At 39.9% G+C, this 26894-nt stretch carries 28 protein-coding genes and 1 tRNA gene; 8 read left to right on the top strand and 21 right to left on the bottom strand.

Going from position 1 to position 26894, the window contains the following annotated elements; all coding sequences use genetic code 11:
* Positions 1-23 precede the first annotated feature (23 nt).
* The gene (efp, locus tag PSE72_RS13175; protein ID WP_004258667.1) at positions 24-590 is read right to left on the bottom strand and encodes an elongation factor P; all 567 of its coding nucleotides are present in this window, start codon (positions 588-590) and stop codon (positions 24-26) included.
* 43 nt (positions 591-633) lie between these two features.
* On the opposite strand from efp, the gene epmB reads away from it, so the two are divergent.
* Positions 634-1662 carry an EF-P beta-lysylation protein EpmB gene (gene epmB, locus PSE72_RS13170; RefSeq protein WP_004908091.1) on the top strand — a complete coding sequence of 343 codons (1029 nt, stop codon included), beginning with the start codon at positions 634-636 and terminating at the stop codon, positions 1660-1662.
* A 44-nt stretch (positions 1663-1706) separates the two neighbouring features.
* Here epmB and PSE72_RS13165 read toward each other — a convergent pair whose 3' ends face one another.
* The 4 genes from PSE72_RS13165 to PSE72_RS13150 form a co-directional block, all read right to left on the bottom strand.
* Positions 1707-2051, bottom strand: coding sequence for a DUF4156 domain-containing protein (locus tag PSE72_RS13165; protein ID WP_004908089.1), 345 nt, complete (start codon positions 2049-2051; stop codon positions 1707-1709).
* 418 nt (positions 2052-2469) lie between these two features.
* Complete coding sequence (groL, locus tag PSE72_RS13160) at positions 2470-4113, bottom strand: chaperonin GroEL (protein WP_109911639.1); 1644 nt, start codon at positions 4111-4113, stop codon at positions 2470-2472.
* 51 nt (positions 4114-4164) lie between these two features.
* Positions 4165-4458, bottom strand: coding sequence for a co-chaperone GroES (locus PSE72_RS13155; protein WP_004908085.1), 294 nt, complete (start codon positions 4456-4458; stop codon positions 4165-4167).
* Between the two features lie 163 nt (positions 4459-4621).
* A complete protein-coding gene (locus PSE72_RS13150; RefSeq protein ID WP_004908083.1) occupies positions 4622-5137 on the bottom strand; it encodes an FxsA family protein in 516 nt (171 codons plus the stop codon).
* A gap of 436 nt (positions 5138-5573) precedes the next feature.
* On the opposite strand from PSE72_RS13150, the gene aspA reads away from it, so the two are divergent.
* The 5 genes from aspA to PSE72_RS13125 all read left to right on the top strand — a co-directional run bounded on the left by aspA (position 5574) and on the right by PSE72_RS13125 (position 10388).
* Positions 5574-6998: an aspartate ammonia-lyase gene (aspA, locus tag PSE72_RS13145; protein ID WP_004908081.1), complete on the top strand. Its 1425-nt coding sequence runs from the start codon at positions 5574-5576 to the stop codon at positions 6996-6998.
* A 144-nt stretch (positions 6999-7142) separates the two neighbouring features.
* The gene (locus tag PSE72_RS13140) at positions 7143-8465 is read left to right on the top strand and encodes an anaerobic C4-dicarboxylate transporter (protein WP_004258703.1); all 1323 of its coding nucleotides are present in this window, start codon (positions 7143-7145) and stop codon (positions 8463-8465) included.
* A gap of 634 nt (positions 8466-9099) precedes the next feature.
* Positions 9100-9393, top strand: coding sequence for a helix-turn-helix domain-containing protein (locus tag PSE72_RS13135; RefSeq protein ID WP_115167949.1), 294 nt, complete (start codon positions 9100-9102; stop codon positions 9391-9393).
* 220 nt (positions 9394-9613) lie between these two features.
* On the top strand, positions 9614-10186 hold the full coding sequence (gene dicD / locus PSE72_RS13130) for a division control transcriptional repressor DicD (RefSeq protein WP_419182204.1): 573 nt from the start codon (positions 9614-9616) through the stop codon (positions 10184-10186).
* Between the two features lie 126 nt (positions 10187-10312).
* Positions 10313-10388, top strand: a tRNA-Phe gene (locus tag PSE72_RS13125).
* A gap of 60 nt (positions 10389-10448) precedes the next feature.
* Here PSE72_RS13125 and PSE72_RS13120 read toward each other — a convergent pair.
* The 3 genes from PSE72_RS13120 to PSE72_RS13110 form a co-directional block, all read right to left on the bottom strand.
* Complete coding sequence (locus PSE72_RS13120) at positions 10449-12020, bottom strand: fimbria/pilus outer membrane usher protein (RefSeq protein ID WP_272690978.1); 1572 nt, start codon at positions 12018-12020, stop codon at positions 10449-10451.
* 86 nt (positions 12021-12106) lie between these two features.
* Positions 12107-12637, bottom strand: a complete 531-nt coding sequence (locus tag PSE72_RS13115) for a fimbrial protein (RefSeq protein WP_115167985.1) — start codon at positions 12635-12637, stop codon at positions 12107-12109.
* Between the two features lie 675 nt (positions 12638-13312).
* On the bottom strand, positions 13313-14884 hold the full coding sequence (locus PSE72_RS13110; RefSeq protein ID WP_004907990.1) for an AbgT family transporter: 1572 nt from the start codon (positions 14882-14884) through the stop codon (positions 13313-13315).
* Between the two features lie 457 nt (positions 14885-15341).
* Between PSE72_RS13110 and PSE72_RS13105 the strand changes: the two genes are divergently transcribed.
* Both PSE72_RS13105 and PSE72_RS13100 read left to right on the top strand, forming a co-directional pair.
* A complete protein-coding gene (locus PSE72_RS13105; protein ID WP_115167986.1) occupies positions 15342-15722 on the top strand; it encodes a DUF1992 domain-containing protein in 381 nt (126 codons plus the stop codon).
* Between the two features lie 177 nt (positions 15723-15899).
* Positions 15900-16307: a DUF2628 domain-containing protein gene (locus tag PSE72_RS13100; protein WP_115167987.1), complete on the top strand. Its 408-nt coding sequence runs from the start codon at positions 15900-15902 to the stop codon at positions 16305-16307.
* An 81-nt stretch (positions 16308-16388) separates the two neighbouring features.
* Here the strand turns inward: PSE72_RS13100 and PSE72_RS13095 are convergent, their stop codons facing one another.
* The 13 genes from PSE72_RS13095 to PSE72_RS13035 form a co-directional block, all read right to left on the bottom strand.
* A complete protein-coding gene (locus PSE72_RS13095; RefSeq protein WP_115167988.1) occupies positions 16389-17090 on the bottom strand; it encodes a helix-turn-helix domain-containing protein in 702 nt (233 codons plus the stop codon).
* Positions 17091-17170: 80 nt separating this feature from the next.
* Positions 17171-17476: a type II toxin-antitoxin system RelE/ParE family toxin gene (locus PSE72_RS13090; protein ID WP_115167989.1), complete on the bottom strand. Its 306-nt coding sequence runs from the start codon at positions 17474-17476 to the stop codon at positions 17171-17173.
* Entirely contained in the window at positions 17469-17711 is a 243-nt protein-coding gene (locus tag PSE72_RS13085) for a type II toxin-antitoxin system ParD family antitoxin (protein WP_004907981.1), read from the bottom strand. Before PSE72_RS13085 ends, PSE72_RS13090 begins: the two co-directional genes overlap by 8 nt.
* A 74-nt stretch (positions 17712-17785) precedes the next feature.
* Positions 17786-18121 (bottom strand): tRNA-binding protein, encoded by a 336-nt coding sequence (locus PSE72_RS13080; RefSeq protein ID WP_115167990.1) that lies wholly within the window; start codon positions 18119-18121, stop codon positions 17786-17788.
* Between the two features lie 195 nt (positions 18122-18316).
* Complete coding sequence (locus PSE72_RS13075; protein ID WP_004907976.1) at positions 18317-18643, bottom strand: DMT family transporter; 327 nt, start codon at positions 18641-18643, stop codon at positions 18317-18319.
* A gap of 21 nt (positions 18644-18664) precedes the next feature.
* Positions 18665-19093, bottom strand: a complete 429-nt coding sequence (locus PSE72_RS13070) for a DMT family transporter (protein WP_115167991.1) — start codon at positions 19091-19093, stop codon at positions 18665-18667.
* Positions 19094-19154: 61 nt separating this feature from the next.
* Positions 19155-19847, bottom strand: a complete 693-nt coding sequence (locus PSE72_RS13065; RefSeq protein ID WP_109912643.1) for a hypothetical protein — start codon at positions 19845-19847, stop codon at positions 19155-19157.
* Between the two features lie 14 nt (positions 19848-19861).
* Complete coding sequence (locus PSE72_RS13060) at positions 19862-20506, bottom strand: phosphate propanoyltransferase (protein ID WP_115167992.1); 645 nt, start codon at positions 20504-20506, stop codon at positions 19862-19864.
* Positions 20503-20940: a BMC domain-containing protein gene (locus tag PSE72_RS13055; protein WP_004907968.1), complete on the bottom strand. Its 438-nt coding sequence runs from the start codon at positions 20938-20940 to the stop codon at positions 20503-20505. Before PSE72_RS13055 ends, PSE72_RS13060 begins: the two co-directional genes overlap by 4 nt.
* A gap of 13 nt (positions 20941-20953) precedes the next feature.
* On the bottom strand, positions 20954-21904 hold the full coding sequence (gene cutD / locus PSE72_RS13050; protein ID WP_042851506.1) for a choline TMA-lyase-activating enzyme: 951 nt from the start codon (positions 21902-21904) through the stop codon (positions 20954-20956).
* Between the two features lie 93 nt (positions 21905-21997).
* Entirely contained in the window at positions 21998-25429 is a 3432-nt protein-coding gene (gene cutC / locus PSE72_RS13045) for a choline trimethylamine-lyase (protein WP_115167993.1), read from the bottom strand.
* A 58-nt stretch (positions 25430-25487) separates the two neighbouring features.
* Positions 25488-26618: a 1-propanol dehydrogenase PduQ gene (locus PSE72_RS13040; RefSeq protein ID WP_115167994.1), complete on the bottom strand. Its 1131-nt coding sequence runs from the start codon at positions 26616-26618 to the stop codon at positions 25488-25490.
* 7 nt (positions 26619-26625) lie between these two features.
* Positions 26626-26883 carry a EutN/CcmL family microcompartment protein gene (locus tag PSE72_RS13035; protein WP_004259057.1) on the bottom strand — a complete coding sequence of 86 codons (258 nt, stop codon included), beginning with the start codon at positions 26881-26883 and terminating at the stop codon, positions 26626-26628.
* Positions 26884-26894: the final 11 nt, after the last annotated feature.

Raw genomic sequence — 26894 nt, 5'->3', positions numbered from 1 at the left:
ACGATTCAGTATAGGATCAACCGTTATTTTACACGTGAAACATATTCACCTGAACGAGTATCAACACGGATAACTTCACCGATCTGAACAAACAGAGGAACCTTAACCACTGCGCCAGTGCTCAGTGTTGCAGGTTTACCACCTGTACCTGCGGTATCCCCTTTCAGGCCTGGGTCAGTATCGGTAATTTCTAACTCAACAAAGTTAGGTGGAGTTACCGCGATAGGACGGCCGTCCCACAGTGTTAAAATACATTCTGCTTGGTCAACTAACCATTTCGCGTTATCGCCAACGGTTTTTTCGTCCGCTGCTAACTGTTCAAAAGTTTCGTTGTTCATGAAATGCCAGAACTCACCGTCGTTGTATAGGTAAGTTAAGTTCATATCCATGACATCTGCACCTTCAACAGAGTCAGTAGACTTAAATGTTTTTTCCAACAGTTTGTTAGAAATCAGTTTACGGATACGCACACGTGCGAATGCTTGACCTTTACCCGGTTTGACGAATTCACTTTCTAAAACGACACAAGGCTCGCCATCTAACATGATTTTAAGACCTGAGCGGAATTCATTGGTACTATAAGTAGCCATGGTGATCCTCTAATTTATAAACTAAAAATGGCATAGCCAAAAAATGGTCGATATTGTAACTCAAAATACCTCATCCAGAGAAGTCTGGATACAACAACTTGCTGAAGCAATCACTAATCCAGATGAATTGCTGCAAATACTTAACCTAGAAAATCATCTTTTATCGAAAGAAGGCAGTGAGGCACGTAAATTATTTCCTTTACGCGTTCCAGTGCCCTTTATTTCCCGCATGAAAAAAGGTGATCCACTAGACCCTCTGCTATTGCAGGTATTAACTGCAAAAGCAGAGTTTGATATACATCCAGGTTTTTCTACTGACCCACTAGAAGAGCAGGATAATGAAATTCCAAGTTTACTGCATAAATACCACAACCGCGCATTATTGCTGGTAAAAGGTGGCTGCGCAGTCAACTGTCGCTACTGTTTTCGCCGGCATTTTCCTTACGAAGACAACAAAGGAAATAAAAATAACTGGTTGATGGCTGTGGATTATATAAAAAACCACACCGAACTCAATGAAATCATCTTCTCAGGTGGTGATCCGTTGATGGCAAAAGACCATGAACTTGATTGGCTCATCAGCCAATTAGAGGCGATTCCTCATATAAAACGCCTTAGAATTCACACTCGTTTGCCTGTGGTGATACCAGAACGCATCACAGATACGCTCTGTAAACGTCTTGCTAGCTCTAGGTTACAGGTCATTATGGTTACACACGTTAATCATGCTAACGAAATTGACGAGCCATTCACCAAGGCAATACAAAAACTAAAACTATCAGGTGTGACATTATTAAACCAAAGCGTATTACTGCGCCAAGTTAATGACAACGTGACGGCTCTGATGAATTTAAGTAATGCCTTATTTGATGCAGGTATTTTACCTTATTACTTACATGTATTAGATAAAGTTCAAGGCGCTGCGCACTTTTTAGTGAGTGATACCGAAGCTAGACAATTGATACAGCAATTACTGAGTAAGGTCTCTGGGTACCTTGTACCTAAGCTCGCTAGGGAAATAGGGGGAGAGCCAAGTAAAACACTGCTTGACCTTAACTTAAGACAGAACTAGAAAGCAAAACGCCCAAACAATTATTTGGGCGCTATGAATTCATTTTAGGGGCATTTATAAACTTGGCCAACCATTTTGCTATCTAATGGAATGAAGCTAGATAACACGGTTTCACTTGGGCTTGATGCACCAAAAATCACGTTACCGCCCATCGCCGCTGCTTTATTACGTAAATCATTTGCTGCACTGCGCATTGAGCTAGATTCATTGTTGACACCACTCAACCAGTTGCTTTGAGTCCCTGCAACCTGACCGAGAAGTTGGCAATCGCTTCCAGGTTGATTCTCAACAAAACGAACTTGTGAGCCTGCCGCAGTCAAATTAGTTGTTGTTGAACAACCTGCTAAAAGCAATAATGCAGCAGCACCAAGCAAGACTTTAATTCGCATGTTTTCCCTCATTTTTCATTGTGTTTTTGCAGCTGGTTTGAAAATCTCTTTAGTTCCAATAGCCTACTAATTGAAATATCTAGGAGGTGATTAACATACAGCGTCATAATTGCCGCACATCACCAGCCGAATAGAGTCTACCACAAATTAATCAAGAACCTGCTCTATTCTTTGCTAATTCAAACCACTTACCTTACGTTAAATATAACCTGCGAAGCAACATTGACGCAAAAATAAATCGCATAACGCATTAATTGTATCTTGTTTTGGGATATTACCTTCATCAATAATTAATGGTTATTTATTAATTAAAAACCAATAAAAAAACCGGCACCGCTAGAAATATAACGATGCCGGTCTTATGGTGGGTAGCCCTAACTTAGTTAGTAACTACTTGAGCTTGATGTCGCCAACTGGCTTACATCATACCGCCCATTCCACCCATGCCGCCCATACCAGCAGCACCTAAGTCAGGTGCATCTGATTTTGGCAGATCAGTGATCATCGCTTCAGTTGTGATCATCAGACCTGCGATAGACGCTGCGAATTGCAGAGCAGAACGCGTTACTTTAGTTGGGTCTAAGATACCCATGTCGATCATATCGCCATAAGTGTCAGTCGCCGCGTTGTAACCTTCGTTACCTTTTGCTGCTTTCACGTTGTTAACAACAACAGAGGCTTCTTCACCTGCGTTAGTAACGATTTGACGCATTGGCGCTTCCATCGCACGCAGAGCAACACGAATACCTACGTTTTGTTCTTCGTTTTCACCAGTCAGTGCTTCCAGTTTCGCTGCAACGCGAACCAGTGCAGTACCACCACCAGCAACAACACCTTCTTCGACAGCGGCACGAGTTGCATGCAGAGCATCGTCAACACGAGCACGTTTTTCTTTCATTTCAACTTCAGTTGCTGCGCCCACTTTAATTACTGCGACACCGCCTGCTAATTTAGCAACGCGCTCTTGCAGTTTTTCACGGTCGTAATCTGAAGAAGATTCTTCGATTTGTTGACGAATTTGAGTAACACGGTTTGCAATCGCAGACTCTTCACCCACACCATCAATGATAGTGGTTGTGTCTTTGTTGATAACGATACGCTTTGCTTGGCCTAAATCTTCTAATGTCGCTTTTTCTAACTCCATACCGATCTCTTCAGAGATAACAGTACCATTGGTCAGAATTGCGATATCTTGTAGCATTGCTTTACGACGGTCACCGAAGCCCGGTGCTTTAACCGCTGCAACTTTAACAATACCACGCATGGTGTTAACAACCAGAGTTGCCAGTGCTTCACCTTCAACATCTTCAGCGATGATTAACAGTGGTTTGCTTGCCTTAGCAACGCCTTCTAATACTGGCAGTAATTCACGGATGTTAGAAACTTTTTTGTCAACTAACAGGATGAATGGGTTTTCTAACTCAACAGCACCAGTTTCTGGTTTGTTGATAAAGTAAGGAGACAGGTAACCGCGGTCAAACTGCATACCTTCAACCACATCCAGCTCGTCTTCCAGACCAGTACCTTCTTCAACTGTGATAACGCCTTCTTTACCGACTTTATCCATCGCTTCTGCAATTAATTTACCCACGGTTTCGTCGGAGTTTGCAGAAATTGTACCAACCTGTGCGATTGATTTAGTGTCTGAACAAGGAACTGACAGTGCTTTCAGTTCTTCAACAGCAGCAACAACTGCTTTGTCGATACCGCGTTTCAGGTCCATTGGGTTCATACCCGCAGCAACCGCTTTTAAGCCTTCAGTAATGATAGCTTGAGCTAGTACAGTTGCCGTTGTAGTACCGTCACCTGCAGCGTCGTTAGCTTTAGAAGCAACTTCTTTCACCATTTGTGCGCCCATGTTTTCGAATTTGTCTTCTAATTCGATTTCACGAGCAACTGAAACACCATCTTTGGTGATAACTGGTGAGCCAAAAGATTTATCTAAAACTACGTTACGGCCTTTAGGACCTAAAGTCACTTTTACTGCGTCTGCCAGAACATTCACACCACGAAGCATTTTCGTACGTGCATCACTACCAAATTTAACGTCTTTAGCTGCCATTATCTCTTTCCTTCAAATTCTTTTCGTTCGTTGAGAAGTTTTAAGTGAAAATTACGCTTCAACAATTGCCAGAATGTCACTTTCGGACATAATCAGGACTTCTTCATTGTCGATTTTTTCAGCTTTCACGCCATAACCATCGTTAAAGATTACGATATCGCCAACTTTCACATCCAGTGCTTTGATTTCACCATTTTCGAGGATGCGGCCGTTGCCAACTGCAAGAACTTCACCACGAGTTGATTTGCTTGCAGCAGTACCCGTCAGAACGATCCCGCCTGCAGATTTTGATTCAACTTCTTTACGTTTAACGATAACACGGTCATGCAATGGACGAATTTTCATTAATAGTTCTCCTATAAATAAAGTCCATACTAGGTAAAAGGACGATACCAGCATGTCTTAAATAAACTAGTACCATGTTTGAGCAGATTGGGGCGAAGAAGAGGGACTTCAAGGGGGGAGATAAAAAATTTTTCATTTTTATCTCCCCATAAATAGGATGGTTTTATGGTTTAGGGCGATCGTCTTTATCTGACGAATCTGTTTTATCTGAATTATCGATTGTAAAAGAAGGATCGTCTTGCTTACGTTGGAATTCCCCCTCAAAAGTATCGCCACGTTGAAAGCCGCCATTTCCCGTTTGGTTAAAACCAGCACCTGGTTGGTAGAAACGAATATGAGGAATTAAGCGCATTACAATAAGCTTTTGAATTGGCGGTAGTAATAACAGTAAACCAATAAAATCCGTAAAGAACCCAGGCACAATCAACAAGAAACCCGCTAAGACCAATGCAACGCTCTTGATCATTTCAGCTGCAGGGCTTTCACCTGATGCTAACTTTTGTTGGATTTGCAGTACATTTTTCATGCCTTGATTTTTCACAAGTGACACACCTAAGCAGGATGTCAAAACGACTAAAATTAACGTCATTAAAACACCAACTTCAGATGCAACCCGCACAAAAATGACGGATTCAATGTAAACGAGAATACATATCAGAATGAGTGGTAACCAGCGCACAAGTTCTCCTTTATTTCAATAAGCTATCGATTATTTTACGCCCCTAGGGAAACCTTTGTGAACTGCATCTAAGAGACAACTATCAATATTCGCTTTTTTCTTTAGTATAGCCATAATAATTGGGGCAGATATAACGCTTTTCAACTCACAGATTTTTTTCATTAATGGCACTTATCTGTGATGAATATCACACAACGTGAAATCTGTTGCATAAATCAAACTATATAGTGATCTAGGTTCAAGGCAATAGATGATTAAAAGCATATCATCTACCCATAAATCAGTAGATCATAATGCTGACAACGTAGTAGACGGTGTTAATTGCTTGTAAAGTTTTACTTTGCAATATTAATCACCTGTGAATTTTGTTTTACGAAGTATCGATTTTTAAAGCGCATAAACGGACAGTAACTGTAATCTAATTAAGAAGGTTCTCATGTCAAACAATACTCGTATCGAAGAAGACCTGTTAGGTAAAAAAGAAGTTCCAGCTGATGCCTATTATGGTGTTCATACTCTGCGTGCGATTGAAAACTTTTATATCAGCGACCGCACCATTAACGATGTCCCAGAATTTATTCGTGGCATGGTTATGGTTAAAAAAGCGGCGGCTTTAGCCAACAAAGAACAGCACACTATTCCACGTAATATCGCGGATACCATCATCAAAGCGTGTGACGTTGTTCTAAATGAAGGCAAATGCATGGACCAATTCCCGGTTGACGTATTCCAAGGTGGTGCGGGCACATCACTGAACATGAATACCAACGAGGTTCTAGCAAACATCGGTCTTGAACTGATGGGTCATAAAAAAGGTGAGTATGAATTCTTAAATCCAAATGACCACCTGAACAAAAGTCAATCCACTAACGATGCATACCCTACAGGGTTCCGTATCGCAGTGTATAATTCTATATTGAAGTTAATTGAGTCTGTTGAATACCTGAAAAAAGGCTTTGAAGCTAAAGCTGAAGAATACAAAGACATTCTGAAAATGGGTCGTACCCAGCTGCAGGATGCCGTTCCAATGACTGTCGGCCAAGAATTCCATGCTTTCGCTACTCTCTTAAAAGAAGAAGAGAAAAACTTAAAACGCAGCATTGAATTACTACTCGAAGTTAACTTGGGCGCAACTGCTATTGGTACAGGCCTGAATACTGCTCCTGGTTACTCAGAACTTGCAGTTAAAAAATTAGCAGAAGTGACTGGTCTACCATGCGTTCCAGCAGAAGACTTAATCGAAGCAACCTCTGACTGTGGTGCTTACATCACTGTTCATGCAGGCTTAAAACGTCTAGCGATGAAACTGTCTAAAATTTGTAACGACTTACGTCTGCTATCTTCAGGTCCTCGCGCTGGCCTTAAAGAAATCAACTTACCTGAGTTACAAGCTGGTTCGTCTATCATGCCAGCAAAAGTTAACCCTGTTATTCCTGAAGTCGTCAACCAAGCATGTTTCAAAGTTATTGGTAATGATATCTGTGTAACGATGGCTGCTGAAGCAGGTCAATTACAATTAAACGTAATGGAACCAGCGATTGGCCAAGCGATGTTCGAGTCTATCTCTCTGATGAGCAACGCATGTCGTAACCTGCAAGAAAAATGTATTAGCGGCATTACTGTGAACAAAGAAATCTGTGAAGCATTTGTATTTAACTCCATCGGTATCGTCACTTATCTGAACCCATTCATTGGTCACCATAATGGTGATATCGTGGGTAAAATCTGTGCTGAAACTGGTAAGAGCGTACGCGAAGTTGTTTTAGAACGCGGTTTACTGACTGAAGCAGAACTGGATGATATTTTCTCTGTTGAGAACTTAAAACACCCAGCTTATAAAGCAAAACGCTTTGATGACTAAAAATTTATGTTTATCATAAATAATACTTAAAAATAAAGGCACGCCTCTCAACAGAAAGCGTGCCTTTTTTGATTAATACACACACAAATAATTAACATAACAGTTTCATAATTTTAATTTTCATTTTGTCGAGGAGTAAACACTATGTTAGCCGTAGAATTTATTATTGTTCTGCTGGCCATCTTTTTGGGGGCCCGTTTAGGTGGGATAGGTATCGGCTTTGCCGGTGGCCTTGGTGTACTGGTACTCGCAGCTATTGGCGTAAAACCAGGAACCATTCCATTTGACGTTATCTCAATTATCATGGCTGTTATTGCCGCTATATCTGCAATGCAAATTGCTGGAGGTCTGGACTATTTAGTTGCCCAAACCGAAAAATTACTGCGTCGTAATCCTAAGTACATCACCATCCTTGCACCTATTGTTACCTACTTTCTGACACTTTTCGCAGGGACAGGTAATATCTCGTTAGCAACACTGCCTGTTATTGCAGAAGTCGCTAAAGAACAGGGAGTGAAACCTTGTCGTCCATTATCGACTGCGGTCGTTGCAGCACAGATAGGTATTACAGCATCACCAATTTCTGCGGCAGTGGTTTACATGGCATCCGTCATGGAAAATCCAGCAATGGTGGGTGCAGGTAACACAGTCAGCTATATTTCGCTTCTAAGTGTTCTATTACCTGCGACATTCCTTGCTATCATTTTGATGTCATTCATCATCTCTTGGACGTTTAACTCTAAATTATCTGATGACCCTATCTACCAAAAACGTTTAGCTGAAGGTTTAGTTGAACTGCGTGGTAGCCAAGTTAAAGAAATCAAAGCGGGCGCTAAGTCTTCTGTACTGCTGTTCTTGCTTGGGGTTGTTGGCGTTGTCTGCTATGCCATCATTAACAGTCCAAGCTTAGGGATTGTTGAAACACCATTAATGAACACCACAAATGCAATTTTGATTATCATGCTGACTGTGGCGACATTAATCACTATTTTCTGCCGTGTAAATACTGATGCTATCTTGAACTCAAGTACCTTTAAAGCAGGTATGAGCGCATGTATTTGTATTTTAGGTGTGGCTTGGTTAGGTGATACTTTCGTACAGCACAACATTGACTGGATCAAAGAAACTGCGGGTGATTTAATTCATGAACATTCTTGGATGTTAGCAGTTATATTCTTCTTCTGCTCCGCTTTACTATACTCACAAGCCGCAACAGCGAAAGCTCTGATGCCAATGGCATTAGCGCTGAATGTTAGCCCATTAACTGCTATCGCATCATTCTCTGCGGTTTCTGGCCTATTTATTCTGCCTACCTACCCAACACTGGTTGCAGCAGTACAGATGGATGACACAGGGACAACGCGTATTGGCCGATTCGTCTTTAACCACCCATTCTTTATTCCAGGCACTATCGCTGTCGCATTAGCTGTTTCATTCGGCTTCTTATTTGGCGGTATGATCCTATAGTTTATATTAATTACAATTAATCTTATACAGGCCCGTGCAAATAGCACGGGTTCTTTATACCTACCTATAACATATTATTTTTGTTATCCCATATAAAGTCACGTAGGCAATTATAAAAATACAATAACCATTTAGATAAAAAACTCAAACTATTTTTTAATAATATGTATTTAAATATATTACTTTAGATTATAAACAAATCAAAATAAGAATTTTTCTAATAATATATATTAAGGCTATACATATAATTGTAACAAATAATGACTACAATTACGCAATAATAAGTTATCTCATTTTTTCCTTACAATTACCAGATAGAATATAGATTCAAGAATAAAATAAAAATAAATAAAAATTAGAATAAAGTTCTGATATTTACTCCTGAGCAGGTAGTAATGCTAATCCATCTTTCTTGACACATGAATTGAAGGCACCAAAGATAGAAATAATCTATCAAAAATTTAAAATCAATCCGCCATAAATATTGGTAATCATTAACTCATCCTTGTTTAATAACACCCGAAAAATCTGATAATGATAATTTAATTACTCGGAGTAATACGAATTAAATATCAAGAACTTTTCAATAGCAAAAATAATTTATTTTAACAAGATTTATATATTTGGAGGAGGTATGCTAAATACTCAACGAAATAAAAACACAAATGTAACCGTTTATATTGGAACCTTTTTAAAGCACCGCAGAAAAGTGGTTGGTTTAACTGGTGCACAATTAGCTTCTCGCCTAAGAATCAGCCAGCAGCAAGTTTCCCGTTATGAAAGAGGTAAAAATGCCATTACTATCCAAGGTCTTTTGGACATTTTACAAGCTCTCGAATTGCGAAGACATGACATCGATGACTTTATGAAAAAAGTCTTTCAGTATTACTATATCGATGCAGCGTTAGAAGCTAAATTGATCAATTAAAGCCCGATATAAACCCATGAAGTTCGTTCCAGGGGGGTTCTTCCCCCTCCTGTGTGCTTAAAACTCCCCACTTTAAAATACCCATTCAATTTCTTATTTGATTTTATTTCCCCTCAGAAACGGCGCCTCATGATAGCACTGCAAACCGCTATAATTCACAATTGAACATTGTTATGATGGAGAAAAATCAGACATTATTGTGATGGAGTTAACAATGCCTATCCAACGTGAAATTATTTTAAGTCATGCGTTAAATCAATTGGAAATCCAAGGGTTATCCGCATCTACAGAAAATTTACTCAGCGAAATTGAATCTGATTTCTCTACTATTCGGCAGTTTTGGCCAGACGATGAAGCTCTTGTTTATGATTGCTTGCGCTATCATAGCCAGCAAATTGAAGTATGGCAGCGCCAAACCTTACTAGATGAATCCCTAACCCCGCAACAAAAATTAATGGCCCGTTACCAACAATTGTCTGAAAAAGTCAGTGAAGGGCGTTTTCCGGGCTGTTTATTCATTTCTGCATGTAATTATTATCCAGATGCAGAACACCCTATGCACCAATTAAGCCGCCTACAAAAAGATAATTCGTTTCATTTCACAAAAAGCCTATTAGATGAGCTAGATATTGAAGACTCGGAATTAGTTGCTAACCAAATGGAATTAGTGCTCGAAGGCTGTTTAAACCGCTTATTAGTACAAAGGGACATTCAAGATGTCGAGATTGCACAACACCTTTCTGAGGATATCCTGACAATCGCACTGTGCCGTAAAAAAGGAGCGTTAAGCTAAAAAACCAATTAACGCATACTAAACACACACCTTTTGTTGAAAAAGAAAACACTCAGTAAAAAAAAGTGTTTTTTTATTAAAAATGCATTGACGCAAACGGCTGAATACGGTTTAATGCGCCCCGTTGCCCGGATAGCTCAGTCGGTAGAGCAGGGGATTGAAAATCCCCGTGTCCTTGGTTCGATTCCGAGTCCGGGCACCACTATTTAAAGAACCCGCCCAAAAGGCGGGTTTTTGCTTTTGTATTTTCAAACACTCATACTTAGCTAACTAGGCTAAAATAGTTATTTTGTTTGCCGTTCCAATAGGTTTTGCGTGATGCTGTAATATTCGCACTCGCATTCATAAAATGTAATTGCTGTGCATATGACAGTGAAAATACATGTTTATCTTTATCCAATTCACCTTGCGAGTTATCACTAAAGTTCTTTTCAACAAAATTAGATAATGAATTAAATGTACGGTCAGCAAAGCGGTAACCAGTTAAAGTTAATTGCCCATCAATACTCGGTAAATTTTTAGCGTAATTAATACGATAGCTCTTTCCTGTTTCTCTTGTACCCACATCGGCATATGATTGAGTTACATCAACAGAAAGAGCACCTATGAAACCTAAGTTTTGACCAACACCAAGGTTGATTGCTCGATATTGATTGTTTGATGTAGCAACCAAGCCACCAAACACTGAAGTGTTGTTGAGAACCCCGATAGAACTTTCAACTGTTATAAAATTCTTATCGATATTTTCATTATTTTCTGGCGAAAGTTGCCCTAAATTCATGGTATAGCGCACTTGGCCTTTACGGGTCAAAAATGGAATATTCGTGGTAGTGTATTGGAACCTGGTTTCTTTACCATTATCTTCAATCACAGTAACATCAATTGTACCCATCACAGACTGGCTCAAATCTTTAATAACAAAAGGCCCTGCGGGTACTTTAATTTGGCTAATAATTCGCCCATTTTGAGATAAAGTCACGGTCGCATTCGATGCTGCAACACCAGTTATTTGCGGTGCATACCCTCGGAGGTTAGGTGGCATCATACTTTCGTCAGTAAAGACACTGATCCCTTTAAAGCGTACACTATCAAACAAATCAGATTTAATATAAATCTCGCCGACAAATAATTTTGCCGATAAACTCGCCATATCTCTGAATGCATAAATTTGCTCCCATTCAAAGCGGCTTTTTTTATCATTACTGCTGTCAACTAGCTTATTTTCATATTGATAATTCGCACGTAAACGCCACTCAGCAAGGTTAGCACCCACATTACCAAATGCGCTGAGGTTATTACGATTACCAGAATCTTTTCGGTAAAAATTATTATCACTAACCGTATAATCTAAAATTAAACCAGCAATACCGTAGTCACGTAGCTCAGGACTAATCCAAGATGAATACACCGCTACAAGGTATTTTTGTGGAATAGAGATTGTCAGAACTTGATCGCTGTCATTAAAATCGACAGTGACATTTTTATCCAACGCACTAATATTGATACAATGGTCTTCTTCCGAAGATAGTAATATTTCTTTTGCATCTTCAGTTAATGGAAAGCGTTTAATAACACTCGCTGTAATACAAGGTTCAATTATTCCATCATGGCTAATAAATTTAATTTTTTCGCCACGTAAAATTCTCTTTCCATTTAAAACAATATCTGTTTCATACAAACCTTCACTAAAGTTATTTTTTTCAAAATAGCTTAAGTCAATATTATCATCAACAGATAAATTCAGTGCATTTATATTAAATGTTTCTGCATTAGAGTATCCACCACATACAAGAAGTGAAATGATATAACAAATATTTTTTTTCTTAAAATACATGATTTCACTCTTTTAATTAAAAAATGCAGAGAAAATGCTTTACGCCAAAACGGCGTAAAGCAATTGGCAAGTAAATAAAGATGATATTACTCGTAGCTTAATACATAGTTCGCAACAGAATTAATACTACCGGCTGTCGCTGCACCTGTTGATTCTACTTGGGCAGATAAAATAATTGTTGTTTCTGCTTCTTTTAATTTTTGCTCTAAAACATCACCAGGCTTGATTGCTTTTCCATCATTATTAAAGAATGCTACGGCAATATTATCTGCACTACCTGTATTTGCCCATAAAGTTGATTTAGTTGCATCTGGTTGTCCATTAAATGCAATTTTAACTTTAGAATAAGGCGTTCCTGGTGTACCTGAATCTAACTGGCAATCTTGTAATTTTAATTCAAAAGCATTTAGTGGACCTGTTTTACCTGCAGCTCCTAAGTTTGCAGCTGAAATACTACCTAATTGAACTTCTTTATTTATATCTGAAGGTGCGATAGTACATGCACCACTATTAACTGTACCTTTAAATGTAATTTTACCTGAACCAGCATCCGCAGCCATTGCAGAAATAGAAGTTGTTGTTAGTGCCAAGAAAACTGCGATTAATGTTTTATTCATCTTGCATACCTTATTAGTTAATAATTAATTTCTAGGGATTTATTTAATTTCTGAACGAGATGAATAATACTCATCATTCGAGTTAAACAATACAACTGAAATGTGTATTTAACTTGTAGAGTGTAACCAAACATAACCACTATAACTAATTGAAATTTAATAAATAATGAATTTACCCCCTTCCAATTTAAAGTTAAAATCCTGATGATCACATAAAAAAACACTAACAACACAGAATTAAAATCTGAGAAACTAAAAATAAAAGGAATTAAATGTCGACATAAATAAAAACAAAAGAATTTAAATAAAAAAAGAAAAAACACAAACTAAAACATCATAAATACTCTTAAAATGCACTTATAGAGACATTTATTTACATCCATTCAAGGTTCTGTTACCAATTCAATAAAAAATAAAGTATCAATCCATCCACATATAAATAAATCATTTATATAACAATAAGCTAAATTATTATTAAATATTTCAATACACCCTCTTTTATAATTTACTTTAAGCTATTTTCGCAAAAAAAACTCGTTCATCCTCTTTTTTATGTGAAAATAAAAGTAAAAAATCAATTAATAGAATGAGATACTGACATTTTATCTTAATCATAAAAAAAAGCTGCCTTAATAAGCAGCTTTTTTAGTTTTATATAAAGAAAATAAACTGTACTTAACTTCCCGGCGTGAAGTAAATCGGGGAGCCTGGGCCGACAGGGATACCCAACACAAATACCCAGACAATAAAGAACAATGACCAGCCGATCAGGAAAATGATTGAATATGGCAACATCATTGAAACTAATGTTCCTATTCCTGCATCCTTCTTATATTTCACAACAATCGCCATAATTAAGCCAAAATAACTCATCATCGGCGTGATAATATTCGTGACCGAATCGCCTATACGATATGCAGCTTGAATAGTTTCCGGTGCATAACCCGCTAACATTAGCATAGGAACAAAAATAGGTGCTGTTACCGCCCATTGTGCGGATGCAGAGCCGATCATTAAATTAATAAATGCACAGATAAGAATAAAGCCAATAAACAGTACACCACCATGAAGGTCAATACTATTTAAGAAGTTGGCACCTTTAACCGCAATAACTTGCCCGATGTTTGTCCAACCAAAGAAAGCAACAAATTGCGCTGCAAAGAAAATAATAACCAAATATAAGCCAAGCGTGCTCATTGCGCCAGCCATTGCATCCACGATATCCTTATCAGAGCGCATGGTTTTAGCAATATAGCCATACACAATACCGGGGACAGCAAAGAAGACAAAAATAAAGACCACGATCCCTTTTAAGAACGGTGAGTTACTCACTAACCCAGTGTCTTGGTTACGTAATATTCCATTTTCTGGTACTACCATTAACGCCAAAAGTGCTGCCAATCCCCAAAAAGTCACAGATGCCCAAAATAAGGCTTTTTTCTCTAACGGAGTGACATTTGCCGAGGCATAGAGGCTATTTTCATCATCATCTACTGCACCGCCTGTGTATGGGCCAAGCTGTGGCTCAACAATTTTTTCAGTGATCAAATAACCTAAAATAGTGATTAAAAACGTACTGGCAAACATAAAGTACCAGTTTGCTTCTGCGCCCACGATATAAGTTGGGTCAATAATTTGTGCGGCTTGTTGAGTGATACCCGACAATAATGGGTCAACCGTACCTAATAATAAGTTTGCTGAATAACCACCGGAAACCCCAGCAAATGCGGCCGCGAGGCCTGCTAAAGGATGACGACCTAATGAATGAAAAATGATAGCTGCGAGCGGAATAAGTACCACATAACCTAACTCTGCCGCGGTATTTGACATGATCCCAGCAAACACGATCGCCATTGTGGTTAATTTTCGAGGGGCTTTGGTGACAACCAAACGCATGGCAGCGGAAAGTAAACCTGCTCGTTCAGCAATCCCCACCCCTAATAATGCGACGAGTACCGTTCCTAACGGTGCAAAGCCTGTAAAATTGGTGACGACATTCGCAATAATTTTTCGGATCCCTTCGGCATCCAATAAACTCACAATATGAATAATACCATCTTCTGCGCGCCCTTTTGCACCTTCTGGACGAGGGTCTGGCACACTTACACCGAAGTACTGACCAATTGCTGAGGAAACTAATAAAATCGCAATTAAAATAATAAATAAAATAACAGGATGTGGTAGAGCATTGCCTAGCCACTCAACCGTTCTTAAAAAACGGCTTCCCTCTTGCTTTTTTTGTTCCATATTTTCTCCTTATAAACAAGAAAAACGGACATTACACAATGTTTTTGCTTTTAGCTATTTACAAATAGATAATTCCAAATCAACAAAATCGACACAAATCAGACATAAAATTCAACATAATTAGGACTAACTCATTTTTATCAGCTATTAATATTATTAATTTAGCTAAAGAAGATAATTACAACCAAAATAGTTTTAGTAAATTAATTTCGATAAGTGTGGTCAACATAACAATTTTCATATTATCTATGGCTTTTTTTCGTCATTTATCACTAATTAAATATCATTTTTTAGCAGTTTTATTTTATATAAATCGGAAAACCCTTATTTATCAATGCTCGATAAAACCTTACTTATAACTCGGAATAATAAGCCTAATAAAGCATAATATGCCAACTTTATTTACACTGTCATGGAAGGTTATAATGTCAGAAAATTAACTCATGGAGCCTCTATAATGTCAGTTATCGACCTTTGGGCTGAACGCCACATACAAGAAGCACTAAGCAGAGGAGAACTTACAAATTTAGCAGGGGAAGGTAAAGCTTTGCAGCTTGAAGATGATAGCCTGGTTCCGCCTGAACTCAGGGCTGGGTATCGGATATTGAAAAATTCAGGTTATTTACCCGCAGAATTACAGCAAAGAAAAGATGCACTGACACTTAGCCACATGTTACAAAGCCTATCAGTGGATGACCCCAATTATACATCAATGAATAAGCAGCTGGCTTTGCTTGAATTAAAGCTCAAGCAAGCCAATGTCAATACCGATTTTTTACATGGTAATTATGCAGATTCAATTTCTGAGCAAATAAATAATAAACCAAATAGCAAATAAACTTATATCAAATAGTAACCGAGTAAATATACGAGTAATTTGCCATTTTCTATAGTTTCTTAACACTTTTTTAAGAAAGCTCCGCAATAATCATATTAAGACTATTTCCCCCTATATTTATGTGAACATCTCAGTATTATCAACCTCGACTTTATTATTAATAGACAAGGGATAAAGATGGAACAGAAACAATATTCTAGTAAATGGCAAAAACGTTTTGATTTCTTTGATAAGTATGGTGCACCTAATACACCTGAATTCAAAGCTGCGTTAAAAGCCGCCTCTTTCGGTGAGCGTATTCTCATTAATATGAACATTTTTGCTTTCTTCTTCGGTATTATTTACTTCCTAATTTTAGGGCTTTGGAAGAAAGGGTTAGTGATGCTTGGTATCACTATTGGAGTTGGTCTGGTTTTGAATATTATTGATTTTATGATTGGTGGAACTATCCCAAATGCAGTTTATACAGGGGTATCTGTCGGTATGTCAGCAATGTGGGCAATGATTGCTAACTATGCTTATTATATTAAAGAAACCAAAGGATTGGATAATTGGAACCCATTTGAAGGGATCCGCATGCTCTAACTCTAAGTAGTAAGATGATAAAAATTGGCTGTTGGCAAGGCGGCTAATTTTTATCTGATAGCAAACGTCCCCCTGAATAACCTACCGTAAATGGCTTCCCTGCAAACGATATTCATTCGGCGTTTTGCCATAAAATTGGCGAAATGCGTGACTAAATGAGGAATGTGAGTCATAACCCACTGCTAATGCAATTTGTTCTATTGATGTGTTGGTTAATAACAAGCTCCCTGCCGCTTCCATACGTTTTTGTAATAAAAATTGCATCGCTGTTAATTGTGCTTCTGCCTTTATTTTTCGTTGAAGCGTACTCACTGACATACAAAAAGCGGTCGCCATATCTTCACAACTAATAGGATGATGTAAACGCAGCTCCACCCATTGAGAAACTTCATCAATCCATTTTTTTTCAGGTTTTAACTGGGCCAATAACAAACGGGCAACAGTAAAATTATGTTCGGGAGCTTGTGGAAAACTTTGCAGCCAATTCAAAAGACCGACTGCTGCAGGTGTCAGAGTAAATTCCGTCATTTTTTCACTTAATGCCCATTGTGCTGTGGCTGGCATTTCTAATACATAATTTTGATTGCCGACCTGTCCACTAAAAGCGTGATTAACACTTGGCGGGATCACCATCCCCTTGCCTGCATTGAGTAAAAAATGCTGGCGATACATATTGATTTCCATTTGCCCAGATAACGACAGAACAACTTGCCACTGCCCATCATGTTGATGAGAAATGACTTCGTCCGAATATTGGCGAAAATGAAGCTCAGGCAATCGCAAAGGGTTATACTCCCACAGTCAATGAATAGTAAGAGTATAGGGCTATTGGCAGCAATATAGCTATAGAAGAAGTGACCAGCCTATTTAGTAAATTCATCAAAATAGAAGTGTTTCAGCGGTTCCATTTGCTGGTGAAGAACACGTATAACAAAAATATCGTTGGTTCTATGTCGATAAAAAATGACATGCTTAGAATGATTATAACGTCTAATTCCCACTGAAATTTCCGCACACTCCAGTCCTATCAAAGGATTGGAGCTAAGCATTTCTAATACGCAATGTAAACTTTTTGTATACTCATCCGCTTTCCTGACACCAAAATTGATTAAAGTATATTCAAATATTCCTTCAAAATCTTTAGCGGCTAAGTTAGAAAGTTTATACATTATGTGCATTCTTCACTTTCTTGGCGATATCGTGGAGTGTTAATGATGATTCACCGCTTTTTTCACCGGCATCAATTAGCATCTTTAATGCTGCCGTTTGTTTTTCTTGAGCTTCAAGTAAACGCAGTGCGGAGCGAACGACTTCACTTGTAGAGCCATACCTTCCAGACGAAATCAGTTGATTTACAAATTCATCTAATTGCGCTCCGATTGTCACACTTGTGGTACGAGCCATAGGATCACCTTTGTGTTAATTATTAACACAAATATTTTAGTGGGTTATCGCTATAAAATCAATCCATGTAGTCATTAGGCTAGAAGCGCACCATTCGGCAAAGGTAAGTTAAACTCTGCAAGGACAATTGCCCCTGTTTCATCGGGAGCCCCGGTAATTAATACTTCAGACTTGATCCCCGCGATTCGCTTAACCTCGAAGTTGCATACACATAGCACTCGCTTACCAATCAAATCTTCTGGCGTATAATTGACGGTGATCTGTGCGCTTGAGCACTTGATACCCAATTCACCTAGGTCGACTTCCATCACATAAGCAGGCTTTTTGGCTTTACTGTTAATTTGTGCACTAACAATCGTACCCACACGCATTTCAACACGAGTAAAATCATCCCATTCAATAATTTGCATAAATTTATTCCTGAATTAAATTGCTTATGTGTCATAAGTTAACATACAACAGATTTTGCGTTTTATCGCCAGAACGTCATTTTATGTAGCCAGACCACCATGAGTTAAGAAGATAAGCAAAAAATAGCCCTCATTAGAAATTGAGGGCAAAAGATACAAGACAGGAAATAGGTTGAAATAAAAATTTCTTGTTAATTACATTGTTGAAAATGTATTCATAATGATCCCACCAGAGATAATTAATCCCATCGCAAATACCGCTGGAAAATCCGGTTTTTGTTTATATAAAATCATAGAAACTAAAGTTACACCGACAATACCAAACCCACACCACAGTGAATACGCAACACCGACTGGGATATAACCCATTGCACGAGTTAAGGCAAAATAGCATAAACAATAAGCAATAATAACTAATACCGATGGACCTAATTTGCTAAAGCTATTAGTCTTTTTAATCATTGAGGTGCCCGTTATTTCAGAGCCAATAGAAAGCGCTAACCATAAAAATCCAGTAAACATAATATTCCCCTTAGCGTTGAATTAATGAGCAGTGTTATTTTTTGCAGATATTAATGAAGACTCAGTTTCATCTTTCGATAATTCTGTTTCTTCCGGGTCATCTGAGCCCATCTTGGAGAATAGATTCATGATCACAATACCACTTGCAATCACCGCCATTCCAATTATGGCCGCAGTATCTGGATGTTGACCATAAAACAACATGCCCAGCGTAGAAACCATTAAAATTCCTGTACCTGACCATGTAGCATAAGCTAAACCAACAGGGATATATTTTACTGCGCGAGAGAGTGAGTAATAACAAATAACATACAGTACAACGATTAATGCTAATAATAATGATTTGGTCATACCTTCACTGTTATCAAACATTTTTAAGGTCGATGTGGCTGAGGTTTCAGAAATAATAACCGCCAGCATCCAAAGCCATGACTTTGCTTTAGGGGACATAGATAATACTCCTACGATAAATAGAAAGATTAAAATTAATTTTTAATTTGATTAAATAGCTTTATTTTTTAAGAGACTTTAAATAATCGATTGCTGAATCCGTTAATTTATTTTCATTCGCACAGTACCCCCTAGGGTTATTCATTACTTCTTTTAAAGTAATATAGCGACTTGGGTGTTCATTATTTATTTCAGGTTTTAAACATTCAGAAAGTTCATTCGTTGATATTTTCTTTTCTATTTCATTTAATGAATCGAAATGAATACCTAACTTGATAGCCTTACTAATATTTTCTTTAATCAGACGATTATAATTTTCATTTTTATTTAAACCTAAAACCTGACTTAATTCACTTTCAGGGCAGCAATGGTATTTCAATGCCAATATAGGCATGTTTTGTGATAAGGCACACAAGACTAATTCACTTTCTTCACTGGCAAACAAACCATTGGCTATCTCACCAACTACTTTTGCATCAATAAAAGGTAAAAACAGGCTGTCATAATGACTTAACCCATTTATTGATAAGGTGTTTTTATTTATAACACTTCCCAGTTCAGCCCATTTTTCAACTTGGGAAGACTGAAGCATGGATGCGGTGGCATAAAAGGAAAAAGCCACAGACTCTAGCTGTGCCAGCCTTTGGTAAATGGCTTGCTGGTACCCCTCAACTGGCGATAGCACAACCAAAACTTGTCGCTTTAACTGACGTAAAACTTGCTGCACAATTTGTTCAATCAGTTTTTCGTTCATTTTGCCACCATCCCTTAACCCGCGATGAATACGCTATCGTTATTACGTAATCCCGCAGCATTCGCCTCATCAGTATCGATATGAAACTCAAGGGAAAATCGCTCATCAACCCTCACGACAACCTCATCGAACACCAAGCGACGCTCACCTTCTGTACGGATATTCACTTTTTGCCCATTCACCACATTTAAGGCTCTCGCATCCATCACACTCATATGAATATGGCGCTGAGCACAAATGACTTGTGATTCAAGATTGACATGCCCTGCGGGGCCAATCAGTAAAGCATTGCCTGAACCTGCCATGTCACCAGACTCTCTTACCGGCGCTTTTATACCAAGGGCAAAGCAGTCGGCCTTAGACACTTCGAGCTGCGTTTTTGGGCGAACGGGTCCCAATACTCTGACTTTGCTAATCGACCCTTTTGGACCCACCACCATGACGCATTCTTTCGCAGCAAATTGCCCCGGCTGTTTTAAATCTTTGAATGGCGTTAGCTGATAGCCTTGGCCAAACAACGCTTCAACGTCCTGCTGTGAAAGATGAACATGGCGGTTAGATATTCCGACAGGGATAGCAATATTGGAAACACCACCTTGTGCAGGCGTGTATGCTGAAAGTCGAGCCAGTATTTTCCCCATCAATTGCTCATTCATCATGATTTTTTCCCTTTACGCGGGTCATTTTTGACGTCTTTCGCATTGATGTCGGTTTTGACTTCAGCCACTGGTGCTTCCGTTTTAGTTTCAACGACCACTTTTTCCACTAGTTTTTCGGCTTTCACTTCCGGCTGAATACTTTTCTCTAATTCGCCTTTTTTGCTTTTCACGGTAAGCAGTTTGCTGATAACACTTTCTTCTGGGCGAGCAATGACTAATGAGCCGACTAATAGTTGGCTATTCGCGATGACCTCAATGCCGTGGTCAACCGCAGTACGAACCGCACTGATTTCCCCTTGAAAACAAACGGATACCAGTCCAGAACCTATTTTTCGATAACCTACAATTTCTACGCTGGCTGCTTTGCATGCCGCATCTGCAGCCTGTATAGCGGATGTCAGTCCCCGAGTTTCAATTACGCCTAAACTTTTCATCTGTCTCTCCTACTTAGTGACGAACCAGTCGAATATCGAAATCAAATTGTTTGAAGAATGCTTCAAGTTGGTCTAATTCTTCTGCACTATAGGTTGGGTCTTGCTTAACGGGATAAATCATATCCAGCTTGTCGTATTTACCACGCCCCAACTGGTGATAAGGCAGAATATCGATGCGTTTTACATTGCCGCGTTTGGACAATTCCATCGCATAGTGAATCGCCCCCGTGATGGCATCAAAGGAGTCGTTATAACCACGAACGAGTGGCATTCTGACGACGACGTTCGCGCCGAGATCAACCAGTCTTTCGAGGTTGCGGCGAACATTTTCATTACCAATGCCGAATAGGTTTTTATGCTGAACAGTATCAATGTGCTTAATGTCATAGAGGAACAGGTCGACAACTTCAGATAACTTTTCATAATTTTCTAATGATGTCGTCCCTTGGGTTTCTATCGCCGTATTGATCATCATTTTTTTACACTCACGCAGCAGCGCGACGGCAAAATCGGTTTGTAGGCTCATTTCGCCACCACCGATTGTTACGCCACCACCAGAAGAAATATAAAAATCATAATCTTGCATAATGATGTCCATCATTTCAGCTACCGTGACATCTTTCCCCATGATGTCTAACGCGCCACCAATACACACCTCTTCGCATTTACGACAGCCAATACAGTCAATGCTGCGATTCACACGGTGAATTTGTTCACCTTGGTCATTAATGGTTTTGTAGTGGATCCCTGTAGGGCAGACATCAACACATTTCCCACAATTGACGCATTTATCGTGGGAAAACATCACTTGGAACTGGCTGCTTAACCCTTCAGGGTTAGCACACCACGGGCAACGAATATTGCACCCTTTTAAGAAAATCAGCGTCCGAATACCGTCGCCATCATAAATCGAGTATTTTTGGATATTAAATATCCGACCTTTAATTTCTGCCGCGCTCATCATTGCACCTCTAAAATCAGTTCAAAATTTATTATTGTTGTTATTAATTAGCCGGTAAGACATGGCAGGTATGAAGCCATACCTGCCAGCGTTGATTTAGAACTTCTCAATCACAGTACGGCTAATAATTTCATCTTGAACCTCTTTACAAAGTTCGACGAAGTAGGCACTGTAACCTGCAACACGAACGATTAAATCACGATATTTTTCAGGCTCTTGCTGGGCTTTTTTCAGCATTTCGTTATCGACATAGCTGAACTGCATTTGGCCATTGCCTAAGATAGACGCGGTTCTCAGCAAGGTAATTAAGCCATGACGGCCTTCTGGGGTGTCCAATAAACCTTTTAAGAACTTAAAGTTATGCACCATGCCAATGTTCATCGTTTCAACATTCATTTTACTGATTGATTTAATGATGGCGGTTGGGCCTTGTTTATCTGCACCTTGTGTCGGGCTGATACCATCTGATAACGGCATCCAAGCCAAGCGACCGTTGGCACTCGCGGCGGTTAACTCACCAATCGGCGTGTTGTTAGAGATGGATAAGGTTCCGTGGCTCAGTGTTGAATACAGCATGTCGTACTTACGGCACTCACGCTCTGTCCACTCCGTAATATCCAGCGCATATTGGTCAACGTAGTCATCATCGTTACCAAATTTAGGTGCATTTAAGCAGTCACGGCGTAGTTCGTCGTAGCCTTCAAAGTTTGCTAATAAGCCATCACGAATTTGCTCAAGTGTGTAGCGGCCATCTTCGTAAACCAATTTGCGAATAGCGACAATCGAGTCAACATAGGTCGCCAGACCAGAGAAAATCAGCCCTGGGCCGTGGTTGATCATCGCCCCACCTGCCGCAACGTCCTTGCCTTTTTCCATACAGCCTTCCACTAGCAAGGACATTAATGGTTTTGGTGCCACATCACGGTGAACACGTTGGCTGATGACGGTACCGATAGCGGATAAGCGAACAATATGAGCTATCTGCGCTTTCACAGCATTATCAAAGTCTTCGAATGTTTTTAGCTCACGTAAGTCACCGGTATCTAAACCTTGATAGCTATCGAATAACACCATGCGGCCACGGTTTAATACGAATTCAATCGCAATTGGCCATTGGGTGTAACCCGTTGAAGTCCATTGATAAATACGGCCAGATTTCTGTGGCTCTACACAGCCCATCAAGCAGTAATCACGCGCATCTTCAAAGTCAAAACCTTTACGCAGCATCATTTTGATGTGGGAATCATCGAAGTGACAGGCAGGGAAGCCCATACCGGCTTTCACCACATCAACGATTTTTTCCATGTATTTCTGTGGTGATTGGTTATGAATACGGCAAGCCAGAGATGGCTGATACACTTTAACAAAGCGAACCGCATCCATAATTAAGTAGGTTAAGTCGTTACATGCATCGCCACCTGAACGTTTTTGTCCACCCACTGTTAAGTTGATAAATGGCTGATAACCTGCGAAATATTTCGCGCCTAATTCACTCGACATCCACATTAATTCCGCACATTTGATAATAAATGCCTGCATCATTTCTAATGCTTGGTCTTGGGTTAAGCGGCCTGTTTTAATGTCATTTTCGTACATTGGTAAGCAATATTGGTCAAGACGTCCCAAAGAAAGGCCAGTTTGGTTTTCTTCGATTTCAAACAGTGACTCAACTGTCCAAATGCTTTGTAATGCTTCTTGTAACGTCACCGGCGGATTCGCTGGCACGTTTTCGTTGACTTGTGCGATAGTCAGCAATTCTTCACGGCGTTTTTGGTCTGACTCCAGCACAGCTAATTCGCGAGCATGGGCAGCAATGCGGTGTGAATACGCAATCACCCCTTCACAGGTTTCAATTGACGCTTTATAGAAATAAATGCGATCAATATCATCAGGGTTTTCCATGCTTAATTCAGCCAGTTTCGCCTGAGCATCTGCTTTGATGCCATTCATTCCTTTGGTGAATAACAACACGTCATAACCGGGGCAAGTATCCCCACCGCCATTGATTTGGTGATAAGACAAGTCACTGACGAAAGTTTCACCACTGAATTCCCAGACTCCCGCTTCACGGTATTGAGCTTCACAAATTTCATCCAGTGAACGGCCTTCCCAGAATGGAGCGATTTCCTCGCGGATCACTTTTTTATCTTCTTCAGAGATAACAAACGGATCTTGTGGACGTGTGCTCATTGTATCGAGTTCTTCAACTACCCAGCGCCATGCGATATCCGGTGAGAATGCACCTGCGCGGGCTTTACCACATGGATGCCCCACAATCAGCTCTTCGGGTTGAATTAAGATTGGTGCAGTTTCACAAGCACGGCGGAATGCTTTCGCACGCAATAAAATTGGCGGTAAACCTGGGTTATTTTTGACAACTTCAGTAAAAGCGAGTGCGCGGTAGATAGACACGCTTGGGCGTGCTTCTAAGTAACGATTACGCAAGCGCTGTAAGCGAGGTGTTAAACCTTCCATGACTTTGAATTCAGTTTCAGCTTGAGCTGCCGGCGCAACATAGCTGGCATTTGGTGCTGCATATTGCGGCTGAACGCTATTTTTTCCACAATATAAACGGACTTTCAATCCATTATTGATAGCGCTGATGTTTTCATGTGCGGATAACATCATGGCTGATAATTCGTTAAGGCATACGCGTGGGTCATTCAGATAAATGCCGTCTTTCAATGCATCAAACATTGGGTAGCCATCAACTTGCTTGGTTGAGCGAACTTCAGAGAGTTCAGCCAGTTTCAACCATAAGCTTTCTACAATTTCATAAGCTTGTGCTTGGGTCAAACGGCCTTGTTCAATATCACGTTGGTAGAATGGATAGACCGCTTTATCGAATCCCATTGGGTTAACGGCATAGCTACCATTTTCTAAATGCAGGATTAATTGAAGTAAGTAGAAAGCTTGGCACGCTTCTTTAAAAGTTTGCGCCGGTTTTGCCGGTACATTGCGTAAAATCGCTGCATTTTCTTGTAATTCTGCACGACGGTATTGATTAGATTCTGCCGCTGCCATGCTCTCTGCTTTAGAAGCTAAAGCTTGTGCAAAATGAATGGCCGCATCACATGCGTAAATTGCCGAACGGCAGTTATTTGCCTCATCAATACTATTGCGACTGACCGCACTACCAATGTTTCTAACTTTGTTCTCTAACTGTGCTTTGATAGCTAAAAAGCCGATGTTTAATACCGCTAAGTAATCTGGCGCATCGATGGTGCTATCGCCAGCTAAAAAGGTATAAATACTGTGGCTATTGATTTCATTTTCAGTATGAAAAATCGCTCCGCGAGGGGTCGATGATTGGCTACCAATAATCAGCTCATCTTGAGCAATAAATGCCGGAAAATGACGGATAAATTCATAAAAACGTTGGGCAGGTTTAATCGCCTGCGGTGCGCCAGACAGTTGGTTGCCAAGCGCTTCTAAAATATTGGCACGTTCAGTAATAATTGAGCTGTTGCGGGCACTTAAGCGTTCAGCCAGCATTTTTACGCGTGGGGTCAAAGCATATTTATTCATGTTAGCCTATCCTGATGTTCTTTCTAGTTTGTTGTTCATCACATAAAAGCGTTAACTGTTAAAAAGACTGTCTATACAGCACTTCCAGTTGCACCTTGCTCACATCCCGTGGATTGGTCGGAGTGCAACTATCGCGCAGTGCTTGCCCAACCATTTCCCCTAAACGGGCGTTAAAATCGAATTCATTAGTGCCGGTTGCTTGAATGCCTTTTGGCATATTCATTTCATCTTTCAATACGTTGATTGCCACAATTAGGCTTTCAACACCTTCACGTATTGTTGAGGCAGGTAAACTTAAATTTTTTGCGAGATGGGCATAACGTTTTGCAGCTTCGTTATCGCATCGCCCTTCTAAATCCGCATTGAAAGCCACGACTTGCGCCATCAACAACGCATTGGCACGGCCATGAGGAATATGGAATACGCCGCCTAATGCATGGGCTAAGCTATGCGTTATTCCCAATGAGGCATTGGTAAAAGCCATTCCCGCAATACATGACGCGTTATGCATTTTTTCGCGAGCCACTAAGTTGCTACCATCGCGATAGCAGTTAATTAAATGGCCGAACACTAATTGCACCGCTTTTTCAGCTAAGGCATCAGAAAAGTCAGATGCAGTGCGAGAAACATAGGCTTCTAGCGCGTGGCATAGCACGTCCATACCTGTGTCTGCCGTAATAGAAGCGGGTACTGACTTCACCAGTGCAGGGTCTAAGATAGCCACATCTGGCAGCATGAACTCATCAACCAAAACCAGTTTTTCAGACTGGGATTTGATCACTGAAAACGACGTCACTTCTGAGCCCGTCCCACTGGTAGTTGGGATGGCAATAAACTGTGGTTTAACGCGGCTGACGTCTTTTTTTGTGTGCCAGAGGGAGTAAATAACAGCTTTCGCAGCATCAATAACCGACCCACCACCGAGTGCAATCACCACATCTGGATATTGCATATCCATGATTTTCATACCGTTAACAATGGCTGAAATATCAGGATCTGGCTTAACATCATCGTAAATTGAAAATGTGATGCCACTTTGGGTTAACCTGCGAGTGACTTCATCGGCTAAGCCAAACTTCACCATCGCTTTGTCAGTGACGATAAAGGCATGGTGAGCACTCATGTGTGAGATAAAGTCCAATGCATTCGCACCGAATTGAACTTTAGGTTTAATCAAAAACTGGTTCATGCTGTTTTTACTCCTTGGTATAAACCTTCTCAACAATGGCAACCACTGACATGGCTTTGTAATTGTCTTTATTCAAAGCGAAGTAAGCTTCAGCTAAAACAATGTCGTTAATACCTGCGCCAACACTGTCGACTGCCACATACGTTTTGTTTTTCAACGGTTCAAGGTCATCCCCTAGCTTGGTTACCATCAATAAGTTACTGCCGCTAAGTTCTTGGCATTTCTGCGTTGCAACAACATGTCCAACTACCTTTGCGAGGATCATGGTTTATACCG

The sequence above is a fragment of the Providencia sp. PROV116 genome, from assembly GCF_028482485.1.
Lineage (GTDB): Bacteria > Pseudomonadota > Gammaproteobacteria > Enterobacterales > Enterobacteriaceae > Providencia > Providencia rettgeri.
Note: the sequence above shows the minus strand (reverse complement) of the source record. Positions and strands in the feature narration are given on the sequence as shown.

Bases quoted from the DNA above. Each gene is read 5' to 3' on its own strand.
- efp (WP_004258667.1), bottom strand. From the start codon at position 590: ATGGCTACTTATAGTACCAATGAATTCCGCTCAGGTCTTAAAATCATG.
- epmB (WP_004908091.1), top strand. From the start codon at position 634: ATGGTCGATATTGTAACTCAAAATACCTCATCCAGAGAAGTCTGGATA.
- PSE72_RS13165 (WP_004908089.1), bottom strand. From the start codon at position 2,051: ATGCGAATTAAAGTCTTGCTTGGTGCTGCTGCATTATTGCTTTTAGCA.
- groL (WP_109911639.1), bottom strand. From the start codon at position 4,113: ATGGCAGCTAAAGACGTTAAATTTGGTAGTGATGCACGTACGAAAATG.
- PSE72_RS13155 (WP_004908085.1), bottom strand. From the start codon at position 4,458: ATGAAAATTCGTCCATTGCATGACCGTGTTATCGTTAAACGTAAAGAA.
- aspA (WP_004908081.1), top strand. From the start codon at position 5,574: ATGTCAAACAATACTCGTATCGAAGAAGACCTGTTAGGTAAAAAAGAA.
- PSE72_RS13140 (WP_004258703.1), top strand. From the start codon at position 7,143: ATGTTAGCCGTAGAATTTATTATTGTTCTGCTGGCCATCTTTTTGGGG.
- PSE72_RS13135 (WP_115167949.1), top strand. From the start codon at position 9,100: ATGCTAAATACTCAACGAAATAAAAACACAAATGTAACCGTTTATATT.
- PSE72_RS13120 (WP_272690978.1), bottom strand. From the start codon at position 12,020: ATGTATTTTAAGAAAAAAAATATTTGTTATATCATTTCACTTCTTGTA.
- PSE72_RS13115 (WP_115167985.1), bottom strand. From the start codon at position 12,637: ATGAATAAAACATTAATCGCAGTTTTCTTGGCACTAACAACAACTTCT.
- PSE72_RS13110 (WP_004907990.1), bottom strand. From the start codon at position 14,884: ATGGAACAAAAAAAGCAAGAGGGAAGCCGTTTTTTAAGAACGGTTGAG.
- PSE72_RS13105 (WP_115167986.1), top strand. From the start codon at position 15,342: ATGTCAGTTATCGACCTTTGGGCTGAACGCCACATACAAGAAGCACTA.
- PSE72_RS13100 (WP_115167987.1), top strand. From the start codon at position 15,900: ATGGAACAGAAACAATATTCTAGTAAATGGCAAAAACGTTTTGATTTC.
- PSE72_RS13090 (WP_115167989.1), bottom strand. From the start codon at position 17,476: ATGTATAAACTTTCTAACTTAGCCGCTAAAGATTTTGAAGGAATATTT.
- PSE72_RS13085 (WP_004907981.1), bottom strand. From the start codon at position 17,711: ATGGCTCGTACCACAAGTGTGACAATCGGAGCGCAATTAGATGAATTT.
- PSE72_RS13080 (WP_115167990.1), bottom strand. From the start codon at position 18,121: ATGCAAATTATTGAATGGGATGATTTTACTCGTGTTGAAATGCGTGTG.
- PSE72_RS13075 (WP_004907976.1), bottom strand. From the start codon at position 18,643: ATGTTTACTGGATTTTTATGGTTAGCGCTTTCTATTGGCTCTGAAATA.
- PSE72_RS13070 (WP_115167991.1), bottom strand. From the start codon at position 19,093: ATGTCCCCTAAAGCAAAGTCATGGCTTTGGATGCTGGCGGTTATTATT.
- PSE72_RS13065 (WP_109912643.1), bottom strand. From the start codon at position 19,847: ATGAACGAAAAACTGATTGAACAAATTGTGCAGCAAGTTTTACGTCAG.
- PSE72_RS13060 (WP_115167992.1), bottom strand. From the start codon at position 20,506: ATGATGAATGAGCAATTGATGGGGAAAATACTGGCTCGACTTTCAGCA.
- PSE72_RS13055 (WP_004907968.1), bottom strand. From the start codon at position 20,940: ATGAAAAGTTTAGGCGTAATTGAAACTCGGGGACTGACATCCGCTATA.
- cutD (WP_042851506.1), bottom strand. From the start codon at position 21,904: ATGATGAGCGCGGCAGAAATTAAAGGTCGGATATTTAATATCCAAAAA.
- cutC (WP_115167993.1), bottom strand. From the start codon at position 25,429: ATGAATAAATATGCTTTGACCCCACGCGTAAAAATGCTGGCTGAACGC.
- PSE72_RS13040 (WP_115167994.1), bottom strand. From the start codon at position 26,618: ATGAACCAGTTTTTGATTAAACCTAAAGTTCAATTCGGTGCGAATGCA.
- PSE72_RS13035 (WP_004259057.1), bottom strand. From the start codon at position 26,883: ATGATCCTCGCAAAGGTAGTTGGACATGTTGTTGCAACGCAGAAATGC.